This is a genomic window from Peribacillus sp. Hz7 (assembly GCF_042136355.1).
Taxonomy (GTDB): Bacteria; Bacillota; Bacilli; order Bacillales; family DSM-1321; genus Peribacillus; species Peribacillus asahii_A.
Genome location: NZ_JBHHJV010000014.1, coordinates 38,637 through 58,579, shown reverse-complemented (window position 1 = coordinate 58,579; position 19,943 = coordinate 38,637). Strand labels below are relative to the sequence as shown.

The window sequence follows — 19,943 nt, the reverse complement described above, 5'->3', positions numbered from 1 at the left end:
AACTAATATTATTTATATTACAAATAGTAAAAAAACTATTTGTGAAAATCCTTTTTTTAGTATAATAGATTAGTGCAAACGCTTTCTGATGTGCTTGCAACATGCAGATTAGGCATTGACTACTAAAGCAAAGGAGAACGGTATGAAAAACAGTGTAGAAGAGTCACAATTACATAGAGGGTTAGAACAAAGACATATTACCTTAATGTCACTGGGTGCAGCAATTGGTGTAGGTCTTTTTCTTGGATCTGCCGATGCCATTAAGCTTGCAGGTCCCAGTATTCTACTAGCTTATGCTTTAGGCGGTCTAGTCATTTATATTATTATGCGAGCGCTCGGGGAAATGGCGATTAAAAATCCGGTGGCTGGCTCATTTAGCCGCTATGCTAGAGATTACATAGGACCGCTTGCTGGATTTATTACTGGGTGGAATTATTGGTTCTTATGGATTGTTACGTGTATGGCGGAAATCACAGCTGCCGGAATCTATATGCAGTTCTGGTTCCCTGGTACACCGCAATGGGCTTGGGCCTTGGGGGCATTAATCATTATGGCGTCCGTGAATTTCTTAGCAGTTAAAGCCTATGGTGAATTAGAGTTTTGGTTTGCGTTGATAAAAGTCGTTACCATTATATTTATGATTATTTTAGGACTAGGAATCATTCTTTTTGGAATTGGAAATGGCGGAGTGGCCACTGGTTTTGGCAACTTATTTGAACATGGCGGTTTCTTCCCGAATGGATTTAGCGGCTTATTGATGTCCTTTCAAATGGTTATGTTCGCTTATTTGGGAGTTGAAATGCTTGGGATAACTGCTGGAGAAGTTAAAGATCCGAAAAAAGCGTTGTCACGTGCAATTGATACGGTATTCTGGCGTATTTTGATTTTTTACGTTCTTTCACTGACGGTAATCATGTCGATTTATCCTTGGGACGAGATAAGTCCTAAGCAAAGCCCATTTGTTATGACATTTGAACAGATTGGGATTAAAGAGGCCGCTGGAATCATTAACTTTGTTGTTCTGACTGCTGCCCTTTCTTCTTGTAATAGCGGGATCTTCAGTACAGCAAGAATGTTATTTAATCTCGCTCAGCAAAATGAAGCACCTAAAAGCTTTGGACGTACAACTAAAAGAGGCATCCCAGGAATGGCGATTATCGCATCCGCAGTTGCTTTATTGATAGGTGTTTATTTGAATTATATTGTGTCGGAAAAGGTATTCGTTTGGGTAACGAGTATTGCTACATTCGGAGCTATTTGGACATGGGCGACGATTTTAATCTCTCACCTTCGTTATAGAGGAAAGATGACAAAAGAAGAAAAGAAGCGGTTGGAGTACAAAATGCCGTGGTTCCCATTCAGTTCATATTTTGCCCTTGCCTTTTTAATCCTTGTTGTCGTTCTTATGGCGTTTTCTAAAAACACAATAATTGCCCTGATTGTTGGACCAATTTGGATTATCTTGCTTGTAGCATGCTATTATGGATTTAGGTTGAATAAAAAAGTATCAAAATGAAAAAGGCGTATAGAAACTAGTGATTGTCATTAGTTTTCTATGCGTTTTTTGTTGTTTTTATTTTTATCCCACACTTAACGGGCAGTAAGACCCCCACCTCAAGTTTATGAGAAAACAAAGAAGATAGGTGGAGGACAACTGCCCGTAAAGGTCCGATTGGTTTAACTAACCATCAGTGGGGGATGAAGGCCCCCCCACTGATGGAAGTTTCACTTTATACATAAAGGTTGCTAGATGAGAGAAAATAGAATAACTCGTTGTATTTTAGTGGGGAGCATTCCATACAGCTGAAGGAAATGATAGCAACGAGTGGCTTTGTATACAAGCAAATTAATCAGTCTATATGGATAGATATATGAAATATATGTTTAATTATATAGATAAAATAATTTATCAATTTGAATTTTTGTTATTGTATGAATAAAGTGAAAAAAGCGTTGTGTTTGTAAGTTGATAAATTACAGTGATATAATATTATGCGTGATTTTATAAGTGAATATAGGAAGTGAGTAAGTTGTCGAATAATTCGAAAGAGAGTAAATTTGTACCTTATGTACCCGCATCTAAATCTCTTCCAGAATTAACGGTTACGGCTATTGTTCTTGGGATTATTCTTGCGATTGTATTTGGTGCAGCGAATGCCTACTTAGGTTTGCTTATTGGTTTAACTGTATCTGCTTCGATTCCCGCAGCAGTTATTTCGATGGCGATTTTAAGAGGGATTTTTCGTAGAAAATCAATTTTAGAAAATAATATCGTACAAACGATGACAACAGCTGGGGAAGCAGTTGCTGCCGGTGCTGTATTTACTATTCCAGCACTATTCTTGTGGGATATGGAGATTACGCAAGGGTTTATTATTTTTATTGTATTAACCGGAGGGTTTTTAGGCGTCTTTATGATGGTGCCTCTTCGTCAGCTTTTAATTGTAAGAGAGCATGAAACATTACCTTATCCTGAAGGGACAGCATGTGCTGAAGTATTGAAATCAGGTGAAAAAGGTGGGACAAGTGCTAAATTAATCGGAATCGGTTTAGTAATCGGCGGGGTTATTAAAGCGCTTGGCGATGGATTTAAACTGTTTAAAACAGAAGTAGAAACAGGGATTACGAATTTTAAAAATGCGGTAGTGGGACTCGATGCCTTTCCGGCTCTTTTAGGAGTAGGCTATATTATTGGTCCTCGTGTTGCTGGACAAATGCTTGCTGGCGGATTGCTTGCTTGGATTGTCATTATCCCGATGATTAGTTTCTTTGGAGGTGGTAGTGCGACCGCTATTTTCCCTTCTGATGTACCAATTGGCGAATTAGATGCATGGGGGATTTGGGATTCCTATATCCGCTATATCGGGGCCGGAGCTGTAGCAACGGGTGGATTAATTACCCTTGTTAAAACATTACCGATTCTATTTAGTTCTTTGTTTGCTACTGCGAAAAGTTTACAAGCTAATAAAGGAAAATTGACAGCAGGTCCTCTTCGTACGGAACAAGATATGCCAGCAAAATATGTTTGGTTAGGAACGATTATTGTCATTTTAGTTATTGCTTTTAGCCCTCTAACAGATGTAGGGATTATTGGGGCAGTTGCCATTGCTATTTTTGGATTTTTATTTGTAACGGTTGCTTCTCGAGTTGTTGGGGTTGTCGGGAGTTCATCCTCTCCTGTATCTGGAATGACAATCGCTACTTTATTAATTGTTGCTGTTACGTATAAAGTAACTGGTTTTACGGGGACAAGCGGTATGATCGCTGCCATTACAGTTGCGGCTATTATCTGTACAGCACTTGCGGTAGCGGGGGATATCTCACAAGATTTAAAGACAGGTTATATTGTAGGTGGAACGCCATGGAAACAACAAATCGCTATGATGATTGGAGTTTTGGCTTCTGCTTCTGTTATTGGGTTTATTTTAATTCTCATGGATAGAGCCTACACAATGGGTTCTGCAGCACTTCCTGCACCGAAGGCAGCCCTTATGAAAATCTTGGCTGAAGGTGTTCTTGGCGGAGACTTACCATGGACGTTAATCTTTATTGGTGCAGCTATTGCGATTACATTAGAATTTTGCGGGTTAAATTCATTAGTTGTAGCAGTCGGTATCTACTTGCCGGTTCATACGAGTGCACCGATTATGATTGGTGGATTTGTCCGTTACTTTGTTGAACGTCGTGCGAAAACAGAAGAAGTACGTAAAGAACGTGTAGATAGAGGAACATTATTTGCTTCCGGTTTAATTGCTGGGGAATCGTTAGTTGGTGTTCTGATTGCAATTTTAATTGCGTTTGGTCTTCAAATGCCGGATGCCGTTGTGATTGCAAGTGATTTATTCCCATTCTTATTATTCCTTGTGCTCGCCGGAGTGCTTTGGTATATATCGAATAAAGGGAAAAAACGAAATGTTTCATAAGCGCCAATCTGAAAAGAGGAACCTGTTAACAATGGTTCCTCTTTTAAAAGAAAGCGTTAGCCTAGAACGAGATAATGTTAAAGGGAGTTATTTAATCATTCAGCGGACAAATGCTTTGGAACGATTTTCTATTCGTTTCTTCAAACAGCCTGCTGTTCGTCGAATTAAGCTTGATCAATTCGGGGCTTTTGTTATTCAGCAAATCGAACAACGTAAAAATGTCCATGACATCTCTGAAGCAATGGTTACTCATTTTGGAGAAGCGGCTGAACCAGCCCTACCACGTCTAGCTAAATTTCTAGAAATCCTCGAGGTGCAAAATTGGATTACATGGGAGTCACAGTGACTTTAGGTGTTGTGGATAAAATGTGGATAAATTAAAGAGATATAAATTCGAACCCTTGTAAAGAGTGCTTTCTGCAAGGGTATTTTTTATTTAAAGAATAGAAGAAGGAAGTATTCACAAACTAATAATGTGTTCAAAGTGACAAAAAATAAATAATATAGTAATATATAAAAACCGACTTAACACATAAGTTTAAAATATATTTTAAAAATGAAAGGAAATTTTTGATATGACAGGGTTTGTTTTATTTAATATTGCTATGATGCTAATATTTATTCTTGTTCTATTTATTATGCAAAGAAAGCATATTTCGTTTACAAAAAGGGTGTTTACAGGCTTAGGAATTGGGGTTATTTACGGATTTATTCTTCAATATTTCACTGAACCTGATTCAGAAGCGCTGCTTACGACGGTTGATTGGTTCAATCTTGTCGGTAGCGGTTATGTGAAGTTTTTACAAATGATTGTTATGCCGCTTGTATTTATTTCGATTTTATCGGCATTTACAAAATTAAAACTGACTAACAATATTGGAAAGATTAGTTCGTTGATTCTTGCAATTTTAATTGGAACAACAGCGGTTGCAGCTGCTGTAGGGATTACAGCTACTTTTGTTTTTGATTTAGAAGCTGTTCAAATTGAACAAGGTGAAGCAGAAAATGTACGAGGCGTAGAGCTTGAAGAGAAATATGGTACAACTGTGGAAGGGAAAACGATGCCACAGCAAATTCTTGAACTCATTCCGGCGAATCCATTTTTGGATTTAACAGGAGCTCGTCCAACATCGACTATTTCAGTTGTGATTTTCGCTGCATTCCTAGGCTTTGCTTACCTTGGTGTGAGAAGAAAACAACCGGAACAAGCGGAGTTATTTGCTAAAATTGTCGAGGCGTTTTATTCGATTATTATGAGAATCGTGACATTAATTTTACGATTGACGCCATACGGAATTTTAGCGATTATGACTAAAACGGTGGCAACAAGTGATCTTGATGCAATCGTTAAACTAGGTAAATTCGTTGTTGCTTCTTATGTGGCTTTACTTGTGATGTTCCTCATCCACTTGATTTTACTAGCTATCGGTGGGTTAAGCCCGATAAAGTACTTAAAGAAAGCTTTCCCAGTTCTTATGTTTGCTTTTACTTCTAGATCAAGTGCAGGGGCACTGCCAATGAACATTAAAACGCAGAAACAAATGGGTGTTTCAGATGGGATTGCGAACTTCTCAGGATCATTTGGCTTGTCTATTGGACAAAATGGCTGTGCGGGTATTTATCCAGCGATGCTTGCTATTATGGTTGCTCCGACTGTTGGAATCGATCCGTTTACACCATCGTTTATTGCGACCGTCATTGCAGTCGTTGCCATTAGTTCATTTGGTGTTGCAGGCGTTGGTGGAGGGGCAACTTTTGCAGCTCTTCTCGTACTATCAGCATTGAACTTACCTGTTGCTTTAGCTGGCTTATTAATTTCGGTTGAACCGCTAATTGATATGGGACGCACTGCTTTGAATGTCAGCGGAAGTATGACATCAGGTGTACTGACTAGTCGCATAACTAGCGATTTAGATAAGGAAAAATATAATTCTGAAGCGGAAGCATTAGAAGCAGATATTTAAACTAGAGAGACTGTCTCAAAATAAATCATTTTGAGCAGTCTCTTGTTTTTTTACAAAAAATAAAAAGACTGGTCCTTTTTTGATATAATTTAGTCACCTTAGCAAGATGCCTCTTAAGGGAGGGAGCCATTCTTTTATGATTATTCAGTATAATACCGACCAACTGACCTTACCAATAGATGTTGAATATACAGTGCCCACAAATCAAATCTCACATATTGTCCGCAATGCTATTGAACAGATGGATTTCTTCTGTTTTTACTCCTCATCACTCAGATGGTAGAAGGGGCGGTTTTATTGTCACAATTAAGCTAAATTCCAAACAAGATAAGATTGAACTACCCACCACTTAGCTAAAGCTTGAAGTGGAGGATTCCTGCGAACACCAGTGTATCCACTAGTTATTTAGCAGGCTAACCCTGTCGCACCGACAGTTAGCAGTGCAGACGGCTTATTAGCCTCCTGCGCGGTGTTGCTATTTTGTACGTTGAACTCGCCACACGCCCTACTCTGCTTGGTTTTCGCTACTTCGGTGCGTGTGGAGGCGATTAGAACGTTGAAGATTTTACGCGACAGACGTTTTTCCTGTCACAACCTCCTATCTTCAGTTTTCAAAGAACAACTTACAGGAATATTCTGCCATACAAACAAGTGTTTTGGCTACCGCCAACCGACATTCATCTCCCACCTACTCATTGGGCTATTGCCCTTCATATCCCTTGAGGATGGGGGTCTTCTGTCGGGAAAAGATAAAAAAAGAGGATGCTGTTGAACATGCATAAAGTATCGCTTCAAACCAAAATTCTTGGGTTAGTATTATCATTAAGCTTATTTCTAATCCTCCTATTAACGACTTTCTTTACTTACATGGAGGGAAGGCAAATAGCAGAAGATAAAGGTCGCTTAGCCTTAGAGCTATCTAAAACTATTTCTTTTATGCCGACTATCATCGAGGCCATTGAATCAAACAATCCATCCGAGAAGATCCAACCTATTGTAGAAAAAATCCGTCATGAAACGGGTGCCGAATTTATCGTCGTAGGAAATGTAGATGGAATACGTTATTCCCATCCGCTAGCATCAGAAATAGGAAAACATATGATAGGTGGAGATAATGAACGAGCCATTCAAAAAGGTGAGTATTATATTTCAGAAGCAAGAGGTTCCCTTGGACTTTCTATGCGTGGAAAATCACCAATCTTTAATCAGAATGGCAATATAATCGGAATTGTTTCAGTCGGATTTTTAGTGGAAGATGTTCGTGAACAAATCTTTGAAGATGTGTCTAAAGAAATTGTTGTATCAGTCATAGCGCTTCTTTTATCTATAATCGGCAGTTATATGCTTGCCAGAAGTATACGTAAAGATACATTAGGATTAGAGCCAATGGAAATTGCTAACTTATATAAAGAAAAAAATGCTGTACTCCATTCTGTGAAAGAGGGAATCTTAGCCATTGATCGAAATGGAGTAATTACATCTATGAACCAACCAGCCAAAAAACTGTTAGATATAAAAGGTTCTGTCCGCGATTTGAAAGTGGATGGTTTTTTTCCTTCTACTTATTTGTACGAAGTGTTGAAATCAGCAGAGCCGCAAATCGATAAAGAAATGACGTGGAAGCATAAAACGGTTATTGTCAATTGCACGCCCATTTTTGATGGTGAACATGTAAGTGGTGTAGTTGCTTCGTTTCGTGATAAAACAGAAATAGAGCAAATGGTTAATACATTATCAGAAGTTAAAGTATATTCAGAGGATTTAAGAGCGCAGACACATGAGTTTACGAATAAATTATATGTGCTATCTGGATTAATACAATTAGGGGAATATAAAGAGGCTATAGATATGATACAGAGTGAGACGTCCGAACTTCAATCTTTAAACCGAATTGTATTCGAACAGATAAAAGATACAAAGGTTCAGGCTATTTTATTAGGAAAGTTAGGTAAAGCATCGGAAAAGAAAGTCACTTTTGAAATCGATACGCAAAGTTATTTAGAGGCATTGCCGACTCATATAACATTATCCGAGCTTACTTTAATCCTTAGTAACATCATAGATAATGCCTTTGAGGCTGTTTTTGGCATTGAGGAACCGATTGTAACATTTTTTGCCACTGATATCGGAGAGGATATTATCTTTGAAATTAGTGACAATGGAAAGGGAATAGACGTAAAAGATATCTCGCTTCTCTTTGAAAGGGGATTCACTTCGAAAACGGGTAAGTTTCCAAGGGGTTATGGACTTTCAAACGTTGACCATGCAGTAAAAGAGCTAGGTGGTATTATCGAGGTACAAAGCGAAAAAGAAAATACCATATTTACAGTTTATCTTCCTAAGAACAGAGAGGTGAAGAAAAATGGTTAAAATAAGAGCGGTCATTGCAGAAGATGATTTTCGGGTAGCAGATATTCATGAGAAGTTTCTTGATAGGTTCGAAGAAATAGAAGTGGTTGGTAAAGCTTTGAATGCAGAACAGACTATTGAAATTTTGGAGCAAAAGAAACCTAATCTCCTTCTTCTTGATGTATATATGCCAGACCAACTTGGCTCTGATTTGCTTCCGATTATTCGGCAAAAATACAAGCATATCGATATTATTATGATTACAGCAGCAACCGATAAAGAAATACTTGAAAAGGCACTTCGCTATGGTGTGGAGTATTACTTGATAAAACCAGTAAAGATAGAGCATTTTCAGCAAATTATTGAAGAATATCTTAATAAATACCATCTTATGCAAACTGACCAAGAAATTAATCAGGAATTTATTGATCGTATTTTTAAAAAAGGCACGCCTCCAAGCGCAGTAAATAAGGAGACTTCTTTACCAAAGGGAGTCGATGATATTACTTTATCGAAAGTAAGAATAGTACTTGAGAAAAGCTCTATTGGATTATCAGCAGAACAAGTGAGCAGACAGATTGGTGCTTCAAGAACGACAGCAAGGCGCTATTTGGAATATTTGATTTCTGTGCAGGAATGTAAAGCGGAAGTTGTATACGGTGTAGTAGGCAGGCCTGAGCGTAGATATTATAAGATTTGATGAAAGAATGGCTAAGCAGTCCTTCATGAAGGACTGCTGGCTGTTCTTTTTTATGAAATGAGCTCAAAAACTAAACATTGCCTTATGATAGTACTGTTAAAGTTTTCCGTGAACATAATGAACAAAATTAACGTAATAGTTTTAATAAACAGTAAATTGCAAACGCTTACAAATGGAGTCTCATAGATTACAATTTATCTAAATTAGTAGATAAGGAGTGATCAAAATGCTCGCTTTATTAGGGTACTTAATGATTTTAGTATTTATGATTTTAATTATGACAGGGCGACTTTCGGCTATGATTGCTTTAATTGTCGTACCAATTGTCTTTGCTCTTATAGGTGGATTTGGCAGTGAAATGGGGCCTATGGCGCTAGAAGGGATTAAAAGCGTTGCCCCAACAGGTATTATGATTTTATTTGCTATTCTTTTCTTTGGTATTTTGATTGATGCTGGAGTTTTTGATCCAATTATAAGGACAATCCTTAAGCTTGTAAAAGGTGATCCTGTAAAAATTGCTATCGGAACAGCGGTTTTGGCTCTTCTTATTTCGTTAGATGGGGACGGAACGACGACTTACATGATTACGATTTCTGCTATGCTTCCTCTTTATAAAAGAATTGGCATGAAACCACTTATTCTAGCAGGGATTGCTGTTTCAGCCTCAGGAGTCATGAATCTCCTTCCTTGGGGAGGACCGACAGCACGAGTGATGACAGCTTTGAATCTTGAAATGTCTGATGTTTTTACACCTGTTATTCCTGCTATGATTGGCGGTATTTTATTTGTTCTCTTCATGGCTTTTGTTCTTGGTAGAAAGGAAAGAAAGAGAATTGGTGTAATAGAGTTTGACTACAAGATTGCGGCTCAACATGCCGCTGCAGTAGAGGATGCGCATCTTAAACGTCCTAAATTAATCGTTTTTAACTATGTATTAACAGTAGTTCTTTTGGTAGCGCTCATTATGGAGTTATTACCGTCAGCTGTATTGTTCATGATTGGTTTTGCGATTGCCATTACAATTAATTATCCAAAAATGAGTGATCAAAAGGAACGTGTAGCGAATTATGCAGATAATGCTTTATCAGTTATTTCGATGATTTTTGCAGCTGGAATTTTCACTGGAATTCTTGCAGGAACTGAAATGGTAGATGCTATGGCAAACTCGTTGATTAAGCATATCCCGGACGCAATGGGGTCGCATTTTGCTGTAATCACTGCGATTATTAGTGCACCATTTACTTTCTTTATGTCCAATGACGCTTTTTATTATGGTGTTCTGCCGCTACTTGCCAAGGCGGGGGCTGCATACGGGATTGATCCTGCTTTAATTGGGAGAGCTTCTCTTTTTGGTTTACCGGTTCATCTATTAAGTCCTCTTGTTCCGTCCACCTATTTATTAGTTGGGATGGTAGGGGAGGATTTTGGTAAACTTCAAGGTTCTTTCTTAAAATGGGCGTGCGGATCAACCATTGTCATGATGGTGGTTGCGGTCGTATTAGGGATAATTCCTTTATAAAATAGTTGATGAAGAAGGTCAATCGAGTAAAAGCAAGCGGTGACAATCGCTTGCTTCTTTGCTTTCATTGCAACATAAGAAAAATAACTCGTTGATTCGGTCGTTTATAACAAAAAACGGTTCAGTATTCTATTATATGTTTTAGAAAAAGGTGAGCGGAGTGGGAATTTTTTATCAAATTTTATTACATATTATTTTTCCATTATTCGCGTTGATTGGGGTAGGGATATGTCTGCATCGTTTATTGAAACTCAGCTTATCTACATTATCAACGTTAACGATTTATGTTTTGCTCCCAGCTGTATGCTTTGTTAATATTTACAAAAGTGATATATCTGGAAATTTAATTGGTCAAACGCTTTTATTTTTATTGCTTTTTAATTTACTTCTTATAATGATTAGCAGTCTGCTTGCTAAAGTAAATCGATTCGATCGCCAGTTGTCATCTACTTTTAAAAATAGTTTTGTTTTAAGCAATTCAGGAAACTATGGTCTACCGGTAAGTGAACTTGTTTTTTCTTCTAATCCGGCCGGTATGGCAATCCAAATCATCGTTTCTATATTTCAAAATTTGCTTACCTTTACATATGGGTTTTATAATTCAGTTTCCGCTCAAAGCAGCGGGAAGGATATTGTCTGGAAAATTCTCAAGTTACCAGTTATTTATGCCTTGTTACTTGCTGTTTTACTGCGCTGGATGCATGTTGATATTCCTGATTATTTATGGAAACCAATTAAAAATACATCTAATGCTTTTTCGGCCATTGCTCTTATCACACTGGGAGCCCAAGTAGCTTATTTAAAAATTACCCGTATTTCTAGACCAATTGTGTGGATAGTCATTGGCCGTCTTGTTCTTTCTCCTTGTATTGCATGGTTAGTTATTTTTGGACTTGGTTTATCTGGTACAATTGCGCAGGCACTTTTTATTGCTAGTGCCTTTCCGACGTCAAGAAACAGTGCACTGCTAGCACTTGAATATGATAATTATCCAAATGTCGCTTCGCAGGCTGTCCTGCTTACAACTATCCTTAGTAGTATTACTGTAGCGATTGTTATCTATTTAGCCAAAATCCTTTTTTAGAGCGCGTTTTTTATCACTTTACTAGTTTCAGAATTTGATAAAACGGATATGAAGAATAAGAGAAGGGTAGATAATCGTGAATGATATTAGCGATTATCTACCCTTTTTTCGTATAAACTTTTGGCTAGGTTAATGAATATTGTTGATATTTTCGATTTTAACGAATGTATGGGAAGGGCTCATATGTTTCGTTAGCTAATTGATTTTCATTCACTTTCTAATCATTTCTTAACATTTCTCTAAATTTCTATTAGCTTTTTGGCCATATCTTATAAAGTAATGAAAGGTTTTTAGGGGAGGAATGTTGAGTGAGAATTGTAATGGTTCCGTCAGGATTTAAAGAATGTTTGGATGCGGAGGAAGTGGCGTTAGCGATGGAGCGAGGGGCAAGAAAATTTAATCAAACGTTTGATTTAGAAGTTGTTCCGATGATTGATGGAGGAGAAGGGTTTGCCAAAACAATTGTGAATTTAAAAGATGGGGAGCTTATTTATAGAGAAGTGACGGGTCCGGTAGGAGAGAAGATTATCAGTTACTTTGGAATCTTTGTGGAGGGTGATAGACGAACGGCTGTGATTGAAATGGCTGCTGTTGCAGGGTTAAAGTTGGTGCCGCGCAATCAAAGGAATCCGTTAAAAACGACAACATATGGTGTAGGAGAGTTGATTCGTTCTGCCCTCGATTTTGGTGTCGACCATATTCTCATCGGTTGCGGTGACTCAGGTACATCCGATGGAGGAGCAGGATTAGCTCAAGCACTAGGTATTCGATTTTTAGATAAGGACAAACAAATAATCGAAGTCCATGGTGGAGAGGATTTGATAAAGGTCGATTCGATTGACACAACACAGCTAGATCAACGGCTAGGGAATGTGACCGTCGATGTTGCTTGTAATTGGCAGAACGTGTTATGCGGAGAGAAAGGGGTCGCACGTGTTTTCGGTCCTCAAAAAGGAGCAACATCCCAACAAGTAGAGCAATTATCATCAGCGTTAGAGCATTATGCTTCTTTAATTCAAGAAGAGTTAGGGATGGATGTCCGATTACTTCCAGGGAGCGGAGCATCGGGTGGGCTAGGAGCAGGACTGATTGCTTTTACAGGTGCTGTATTGCACCCTCGCTTTGATATTATTATGGACTACATTCATATAGAAGAAAAAATTGCGACGGCAGATGTGGTCATGACAGCGGAAGGAAGTTTAGATTTTCAAACGCCAAATGGAAAGATTCCGTCAGAGGTTGCACGAATTGCTAAAAAACATAACATCCCGGTCATTGCTATCACCGGTACGATTGGTAAAGGAGCCGCTTTAAACTATGAGGCAGGTATCGACGCTTATTTAAGCATTATTCAAAAGCCGACATCTTTAGAAAAGGCGATGATAAAAGCTCCGGAATGGATTGAAGAAAGTACAGAGTCCGTGTTAAGACAAATCGTCATTGGCTTAGAAATGGCTGAGAAGAAGCTGATTAGAGAAAGGATTTAGTCAATATGATTACGAGAATGGATAAATACGTATCGAAACAAAAGCAAATCTATACGTGGCTCAATCACGTATCTACCAAGCTTTTAGCTATAGTAAGTGTACATGTCTTTTTCTTAGTGCTTATTGTGTTGATTGATGAGCTAGATTACCGTGCCAAAGTATCCTTATTTGCTTTCTTATCAGCAATGACCTTGTGGATTGTGACGAAGTTTCCTGCTGGTTTTGTAGCCATTGTGCTTATTTTATTCATTATCCTATTAAAGGCAGGAAATCCGGAATTATTATATAATGCGCTCGCGGAGGAAGTAGTGTGGTTAATGATTGGCTCGTTTATTATTGGGGAAGCGGTGAAACAGTCGGGGTTAGCTGAACGATACAGCCAGTACTTATTGAGCCGTTCCAAACAAAAAAGTCATGCACTGTTTGGTATCACTTCGATTTTGTTCGGATCCGCTTTTTTTATTCCGTCTACTTCAGGAAGAGCAGCTTTATCGATGCCCATTATCAAACAACTTCATTCGAAATTTTCTCCGAAAGAACAAAGCGTGTTGGCGATTATGACGCCTGTTATTATATTAATGAGTACATCGGCTACTTTAATTGGTGCAGGATCTCATATTATTGGAATTAGTTTGCTTGAAAATACGGTTGGCGAATCGATTTCATATATACAATGGTTGATATGGGGTGGGCCATTCGCTCTATTTATTACACTTATTTCATTTACTATAATAAAATGGATGTGGTGGCCGAAAGATGGGTCAAAGGAGATGGAAGACGTAAAAATACAGGAAATTCCTGTATTGAGACAGCCTTTGAATAAAAGTGAAAGAAAGACTGTGACGTTAATCTTGTTTTTAATTATAGGCTGGGTGACAGAAAGTCTTCATGGGTATGGTATTGCATTGATTACGATGATTGGCGCTGTTCTATTTATGTTGCCGAATTATGGTGTCGTTAGTTGGAAACAAGGGATGAAATCAGTCTCTTGGAATTTGATTATATTTGTCGCGGCTGCAACTGCACTTGGAAAAGTATTAGTAGATACAGGGGTCGTTCATTGGATCGAGCAAAAGATGTTTCGTATGCTGCATCTGTTTGTGGATGCACCAGAATGGTTGATTGTGTTTGTTATTTTACTTGTAACGGTGACCAGTCATTTATATATTACGTCCCATACAACGCGTGCTGTCGTTTTTATTCCGAGTTTAATAGTTTTTAGTGAAACAATCGGAGTGAATGCTGCGACAGTTGTTTTTTTAGGCTTAATAGGCATGAATTATTGTGTGACGTTTCCTGTTAGTTCGAAAGCGTTGTTACTTTTTTATGAAGAAGGGGACATTTCGTATGATGCGAAACATTTAGTTAAAGTGAGTGCGGTTCTAATGCCTCTTTATATTTTAATTACGATGATGTTTTACTTTTCTTATTGGCAGTGGGCTGGGATGCATTTATAAGAGGTGAAGGAATGAACCATCATATATTAATCATTGAAGATGATGAAAAAATTGCACGAGTGATTCAGTTAGAATTAGAATACGAAGGCTATAAAGTAAGTGTTGCCCATACAGGTCGAGAAGGGCTGTCTATTGTCGAGCAGAAAGAGATTGACTTAGTCATTTTAGATGTGATGATTCCTGAGTTAAATGGCATGGAAGTATTAAGACGAATTCGTCATATGAGCAATGAAATCGTTGTGATTATGTTGACGGCACGCAGCTCTGTCTACGATAAGGTGAATGGACTGGACTTAGGCGCGAATGATTATATGACAAAACCATTTGAAATTGAAGAATTGCTTGCTAGAATTCGGGTTAATCTACGTTTTAAGCATAAAAGTGAACTTTCCCAATCAGAGTTGAATATCCTTCATTGTCATTCTATTGCTATTCATACAAATACGAGAGAAGTATATAAAGGTGAAAGAAATATAGAATTAACACCACGGGAATATGATCTTCTGCTTTATTTAGTGACAAACAAAAATAGAGCGCTTGAAAGAGAACAAATTTTAAATCAAGTATGGGGATTTGACTACTATGGAGATACAAATGTAGTAGATGTATATATTCGTTATTTAAGAAAAAAATTAACGGACTCGAAGGAAGAGCAGTTGATTCATACTGTTCGCGGTGTCGGTTATATGATTAAGGATTAGTGTATGAAATTACGAACTCGTATACAGTTATCAACAACTGTTGTGTTAATTGTTTTACTTATTATAGCGAATACGTCGATTTATTTGATTTTTCAAAATAGGGCAATTACGTCGGAGCACAATCGTTTAGTAAATACCTCCCATAATATTATAGAAGAGTTAAATACAAATAAAGATGCCTCTATGCAACAAGTATTAGAGGCGTATTTAATAAGCGATGGTATTATTCGTACCGTCGATAGAAAGGGTCATCCGATTAGACAAGTGACAACGGATGATGATTATTTGGATATAAAGAGTATGTATAATGATGATCAAATTGAAGATGTTTTTTCCTATGAAGAATCTATGTTTGTAAGTGTCTCCATTCCTACAATCGATGAAAATGGAGAAGTTATTAATTTACAAATAGTCGAAAATGTTGATTTTCTGTTTGATACGATTCATGAGTTGAAATGGGTATTAGTATTCGCAACGATTATTGTCATTATTATATTATTTGTAACAAGTGGTTTTTTAGGCCGGGTGATTTCGTTACCGATTCAACGTCTTACGCAAACGATGAAAACCATTGAAGAAGAAGGCTCGTTTGAACAAATTACAATCACGAATCGTACAAAAGATGAATTAACGGAAATGGCTATGACATTTAATCGAATGATTAGTAAGTTAGAAGAAAGCTATACAAAGCAAGAACAATTTGTATCAGATGCTTCACACGAACTTAAGACTCCTTTAACGGTTATTGATAGCTATGTGAAATTATTGAAACGCTGGGGGAAAGAGCGTCCTGATGTATTGGAAGAAGCGATTGAGTCGATTGGATCGGAAGCGAATCGAATGAAGTATTTAACTGAGCAATTATTACAATTAGCGAAATCCGAAGAAGTTATTGAAAATGAAAAAGAAGTAATGAACATCGTACCAATCGTCGAAACAACGATTCAACGATTGCAGCAAGCTTTTGCGCATGGCATTTATATAAGGAATGAGCAATCGACCATTCAAATGAAAATACATGAACAAAGCTTTGTTCAATTACTCGTTATTTTATTAGATAACGCGAAGAAATATAGCGATGATCATATTACTGTGGAATTGAAAGACAGGAAAGACAGTGTAAACATTAGTGTGACGGATAAGGGCGTTGGAATTCCGTTAGAAGCTCAAGCGCATGTTTTCGATCGATTATACCGTGTAGATAAAGCGAGAAGCCGTAAAACGGGAGGGTCTGGTTTAGGGTTATCGATTGCGATACGTATTGTTGAACAGCATGGTGGGCATATCACCTTAGAAAGTGTCGAAGGAAAAGGGTCGACCTTTACGATTATCTTGCCCAAATAGGAGGTGTGGATAATGAAAGTGAAGATTGTACTAATTGTGTTTATTGCTTTAGGGTTGTCATTTACTTTATTTCAAGTTTTTATAAAAGATTCTCCTAAGATGATTTCTCAACAAGATGCTGAACAAATTGCAACGAAACTATACGGTGGAAAGGTGTTAAATACAACAGTAGATGCTGAAAAGGACAATTATCAAATTTCGCTTGAAAACGATCAAGGAATCTATAATTTGTATGTGAATGGGCAAACGGAGAAAGTTAGCAATGTCCGACTTATTGAGAAGAAGGAAATCGCATTAACTGTTGATGAGGCAAAAAGGAATATAGAAAATGAACTAAACGGCCGCGTACAGGAGATTAAACAAGTGGATAAGGAAGGCCGACCTTTTGTAGAAGCTATTGTGGAGAAAGATCAAAAATACTATCAGATTGAGTATGATTTAAATGAAAAAAAGATAATAGCTAATCATGAAGTGAAGGAGCAAGTGGAAACACCTGTTATTTCAAAACAAGAAGCAAAAGATATCGCATTGAAACAATTTAAAGGTGAAGTTACGAAGATATCTACAGTAGAAACTTCAACAGGTACACACTATAAAGTAACCATTGATGGTCAAAAGGCAGATGCTAATGTCTATGTGCAGGGACATACAGGAGTTGTATCCTCTATCTCGGTTAACTCTAAGCAAGATGATGACAACGATGATGAAGATGAAGCTAATGAAGCGGATGACGACCACGACGACGAAGATGAAAATGAAGATGATGAAGATGACGACGACGATTAAATTCAAATAAAAATAGATTTGTCCACAAAAATATCCACAAGTTATCCACAAACGAAAAAGTCACTGTGACATTTAAGCCTGAGTTCTAAATCGAGAACTTGGGCTATTTTATTTTGGCCAAAATGATAGGGCTAGCTATCATATATTTCGTGTGAGAAAACATGACATATTTAATTTTTAAAATTGTATTTTGTGGTAGGCTAAGAAAAATATCTGTTGGTTGGTATCATCTTTTTTTACTGGAGGTTTTAGAATGCATAAACAGAAGCTGGTGTTGATTGGGAACGGAATGGCGGGCGTACGCTGTGTTGAAGAAATTATAAAAAATGCCCCCGATACTTATGATATTACGGTTTTTGGAAGCGAACCGCATGTTAATTATAATCGAATTTTATTGTCGACTGTATTACAGGGCAGTACGTCATTTAAAGATATTGCAATAAACGACCGCGATTGGTATGAAGAGCATCATATTCAGCTGTTTACCGGAGAAACAGTTGTACAGATTGATATAGAGAAAAAAATGATAAAAACAGATAAAGAAAGAGAAGTAGATTATGACAAGCTTATTATCGGAACTGGTTCTGTTCCATTTCTTATCCCTATCCCAGGCGCAGATAAAGAAGGAGTTATGACATTTCGTACAATTGAAGATTGTCAAAAAATGATGGAAGGATCGAAGCACTATAAGAAAGCCGTTGTAATTGGCGGAGGGTTATTAGGGTTAGAAGCGGCAAGAGGGTTATTGAACCTTGGGATGGAAGTGAGTGTTGTTCATATTGCAAGTCATCTAATGGAGAGGCAGCTTGATTCAACAGCGGCCAATATGCTGAAGAAGGAATTGGAAGCTCAAGGGATGAATTTTCTGTTAGAAAAAGAGACTCAAGAGATTTTTGGTAACGACCGTGTAGAAGGTTTACGTTTTAAAGATGGAACGGAAGTAGAAGCTAACTTAGTTGTGATGGCTGTGGGTGTTCGTCCAAATATTCAGTTAGCGAAGGAAAGTGGAATCGAAACAAATCGTGCAATCGTCGTCAATGATTATTTAGAGACGAATATACCTGATATTTACGCTGTCGGTGAGTGTGTGGAACATCGAGGGCTGGTTTACGGTCTTGTAAAACCTCTTTATGAGCAAGGTAAAGTACTAGCAAAGCAGATTTGCGGTATACAATGTGAAGGATATCAAGGCTCTGTACTCTCTACACAGCTAAAAATATCCGGTGTGGATGTATTTTCGGTTGGTCAATTTACTGATGGTGAAACGACGAAATCTATTACAGTTTTTGATGAGCTAGATGGAGTATATAAGAAGATTGTCCTTCAAGATAATAAAATGATTGGGGCCGTCTTGTTTGGTGATACAAGTGACGGACCAAGGCTGCTAGATATGATTCTTGAACAAAGAGATGTATCTGAGATGGAAAAAGTCGCTCTGTTTCAATCATCTGAAGGAAGTGAAAGTCAAGTTGCTTCCATGGCTCATGGCGATATGATTTGTCAATGTAATGGTGTGTCAAAAGGAGCGATTATTGAAGCGGTTCAAAAGGAAGGATTAACAACGGTTGAACAAGTGAAAACATGTACAAAAGCTTCGGGTTCTTGTGGAGGCTGTAAACCGTTAGTAGCGGAATTGCTAGCGTATATTCAAAGTGATTCCTTTGATGAAGTGATCGAACAAAAGACTATGTGTGCTTGTACATCATTAACAGAAGATGAAGTGGTGCAGGAAATACAGCAGAGAAATTTTACATCTATACAAGAAGTAACCGATGGATTGAATTGGGAGCATTCAGCAGGATGTGCTATATGCCGTGCCGCATTACATTATTATTTAGGCATGATTTATCCAGAATATGAGCGTAAACAAGAAGCTCTGTTTATAGCAGATCATATGAATGCTACTTTGCGACAAGACGGTACGTACTCTGTTACCCCGCAAATGTATGGGGGGATGACAACCGCAGAGGAATTAAGAAAAATTGCAGACATTGTAGAGAAGTATCAAATACCAAACGTTGCTGTAACAAGTGAACAAAGAATTCATTTAACCGGAATAACGAAGGAGCAGCTGCCGTATGTCTGTGCAGAATTGAATATGTCGTTACGTTCTATTGATCAACATGCAGTCCAAAATGTAAAAGTAGAGTTAGGCGAAGGTACATGTCAATGTAATCAACATCCAGCTTTTCAATTGGCTATTGATGTAGACAAGAGATTAGAATTTCTAAAAACGCCTAATCAGGTGAAGGTGAGTATCGCTTCTTGCCTGCATAACGGTGAAGAAGCGTTAACAAAAGATATAGGATTTATTCCTATTCATAGAGGATGGGAAATGTATGTTGGTGGAAATAGCGGGCGTAATGGGCGTGTTGGCGAATTATTATATGTTGCCGAGACAAGCGAGGAAGCACAAGAGATGATTAGTGCCTTTGTTCAATATTATCGTGAAACGGCTAATTATTTAGAATATATAGGACAGTGGGTTGATCGAATTGGTTTAATACACATACGTGAAGTGTTGTTTGCAAGAGAGTTTCGCAATCAACTCTGTCAGCGATTAGAATTTGATATTTCTCAACGTAAACCCAATTTAATGAGAAGTCATTGAGGAGCGATGGATTTTACA

Annotated in this window: 14 protein-coding genes; all 14 read left to right on the top strand. The window is 37.8% G+C overall.

All coding sequences use genetic code 11. The annotated features are described in order from the left end of the window. Positions 1–142 precede the first annotated feature (142 nt). The 14 genes from ACE199_RS16835 (at position 143) to nirB (ending at position 19,925) form a co-directional block, all read left to right on the top strand. The gene (locus tag ACE199_RS16835) at positions 143–1,516 is read left to right on the top strand and encodes an amino acid permease (protein WP_375350859.1); all 1,374 of its coding nucleotides are present in this window, start codon (positions 143–145) and stop codon (positions 1,514–1,516) included. Between the two features lie 514 nt (positions 1,517–2,030). Beyond that, entirely contained in the window at positions 2,031–3,923 is a 1,893-nt protein-coding gene (locus ACE199_RS16830; protein ID WP_375350858.1) for an OPT family oligopeptide transporter, read from the top strand. Further along, positions 3,913–4,269 (top strand): PqqD family protein, encoded by a 357-nt coding sequence (locus tag ACE199_RS16825; RefSeq protein ID WP_375350857.1) that lies wholly within the window; start codon positions 3,913–3,915, stop codon positions 4,267–4,269. The genes ACE199_RS16830 and ACE199_RS16825 overlap by 11 nt, the downstream gene beginning before the upstream one ends. A gap of 229 nt (positions 4,270–4,498) precedes the next feature. Beyond that, positions 4,499–5,887 (top strand): L-cystine transporter, encoded by a 1,389-nt coding sequence (locus ACE199_RS16820; RefSeq protein ID WP_375350855.1) that lies wholly within the window; start codon positions 4,499–4,501, stop codon positions 5,885–5,887. A gap of 774 nt (positions 5,888–6,661) precedes the next feature. Next, positions 6,662–8,257, top strand: a complete 1,596-nt coding sequence (locus tag ACE199_RS16815; RefSeq protein WP_375350895.1) for an ATP-binding protein — start codon at positions 6,662–6,664, stop codon at positions 8,255–8,257. Then, positions 8,250–8,936, top strand: coding sequence for a response regulator (locus tag ACE199_RS16810; protein ID WP_127758898.1), 687 nt, complete (start codon positions 8,250–8,252; stop codon positions 8,934–8,936). Before ACE199_RS16815 ends, ACE199_RS16810 begins: the two co-directional genes overlap by 8 nt. A gap of 226 nt (positions 8,937–9,162) precedes the next feature. Then, positions 9,163–10,455, top strand: a complete 1,293-nt coding sequence (locus tag ACE199_RS16805; protein WP_127758899.1) for a CitMHS family transporter — start codon at positions 9,163–9,165, stop codon at positions 10,453–10,455. A gap of 160 nt (positions 10,456–10,615) precedes the next feature. Further along, positions 10,616–11,539 carry an AEC family transporter gene (locus tag ACE199_RS16800; protein ID WP_375350854.1) on the top strand — a complete coding sequence of 308 codons (924 nt, stop codon included), beginning with the start codon at positions 10,616–10,618 and terminating at the stop codon, positions 11,537–11,539. 308 nt (positions 11,540–11,847) lie between these two features. Next, positions 11,848–13,026: a glycerate kinase family protein gene (locus tag ACE199_RS16795; RefSeq protein ID WP_375350853.1), complete on the top strand. Its 1,179-nt coding sequence runs from the start codon at positions 11,848–11,850 to the stop codon at positions 13,024–13,026. A gap of 5 nt (positions 13,027–13,031) precedes the next feature. Continuing rightward, complete coding sequence (locus tag ACE199_RS16790) at positions 13,032–14,483, top strand: SLC13 family permease (protein WP_375350852.1); 1,452 nt, start codon at positions 13,032–13,034, stop codon at positions 14,481–14,483. Positions 14,484–14,494: 11 nt separating this feature from the next. Then, positions 14,495–15,184: a response regulator transcription factor gene (locus ACE199_RS16785; protein WP_252282928.1), complete on the top strand. Its 690-nt coding sequence runs from the start codon at positions 14,495–14,497 to the stop codon at positions 15,182–15,184. A gap of 3 nt (positions 15,185–15,187) precedes the next feature. Continuing rightward, positions 15,188–16,528, top strand: a complete 1,341-nt coding sequence (locus ACE199_RS16780) for a sensor histidine kinase (protein WP_375350851.1) — start codon at positions 15,188–15,190, stop codon at positions 16,526–16,528. A 12-nt stretch (positions 16,529–16,540) separates the two neighbouring features. Beyond that, complete coding sequence (locus tag ACE199_RS16775; RefSeq protein ID WP_375350850.1) at positions 16,541–17,314, top strand: PepSY domain-containing protein; 774 nt, start codon at positions 16,541–16,543, stop codon at positions 17,312–17,314. A gap of 253 nt (positions 17,315–17,567) precedes the next feature. After that, positions 17,568–19,925: a nitrite reductase large subunit NirB gene (gene nirB / locus ACE199_RS16770; protein WP_375350849.1), complete on the top strand. Its 2,358-nt coding sequence runs from the start codon at positions 17,568–17,570 to the stop codon at positions 19,923–19,925. Positions 19,926–19,943: the final 18 nt, after the last annotated feature.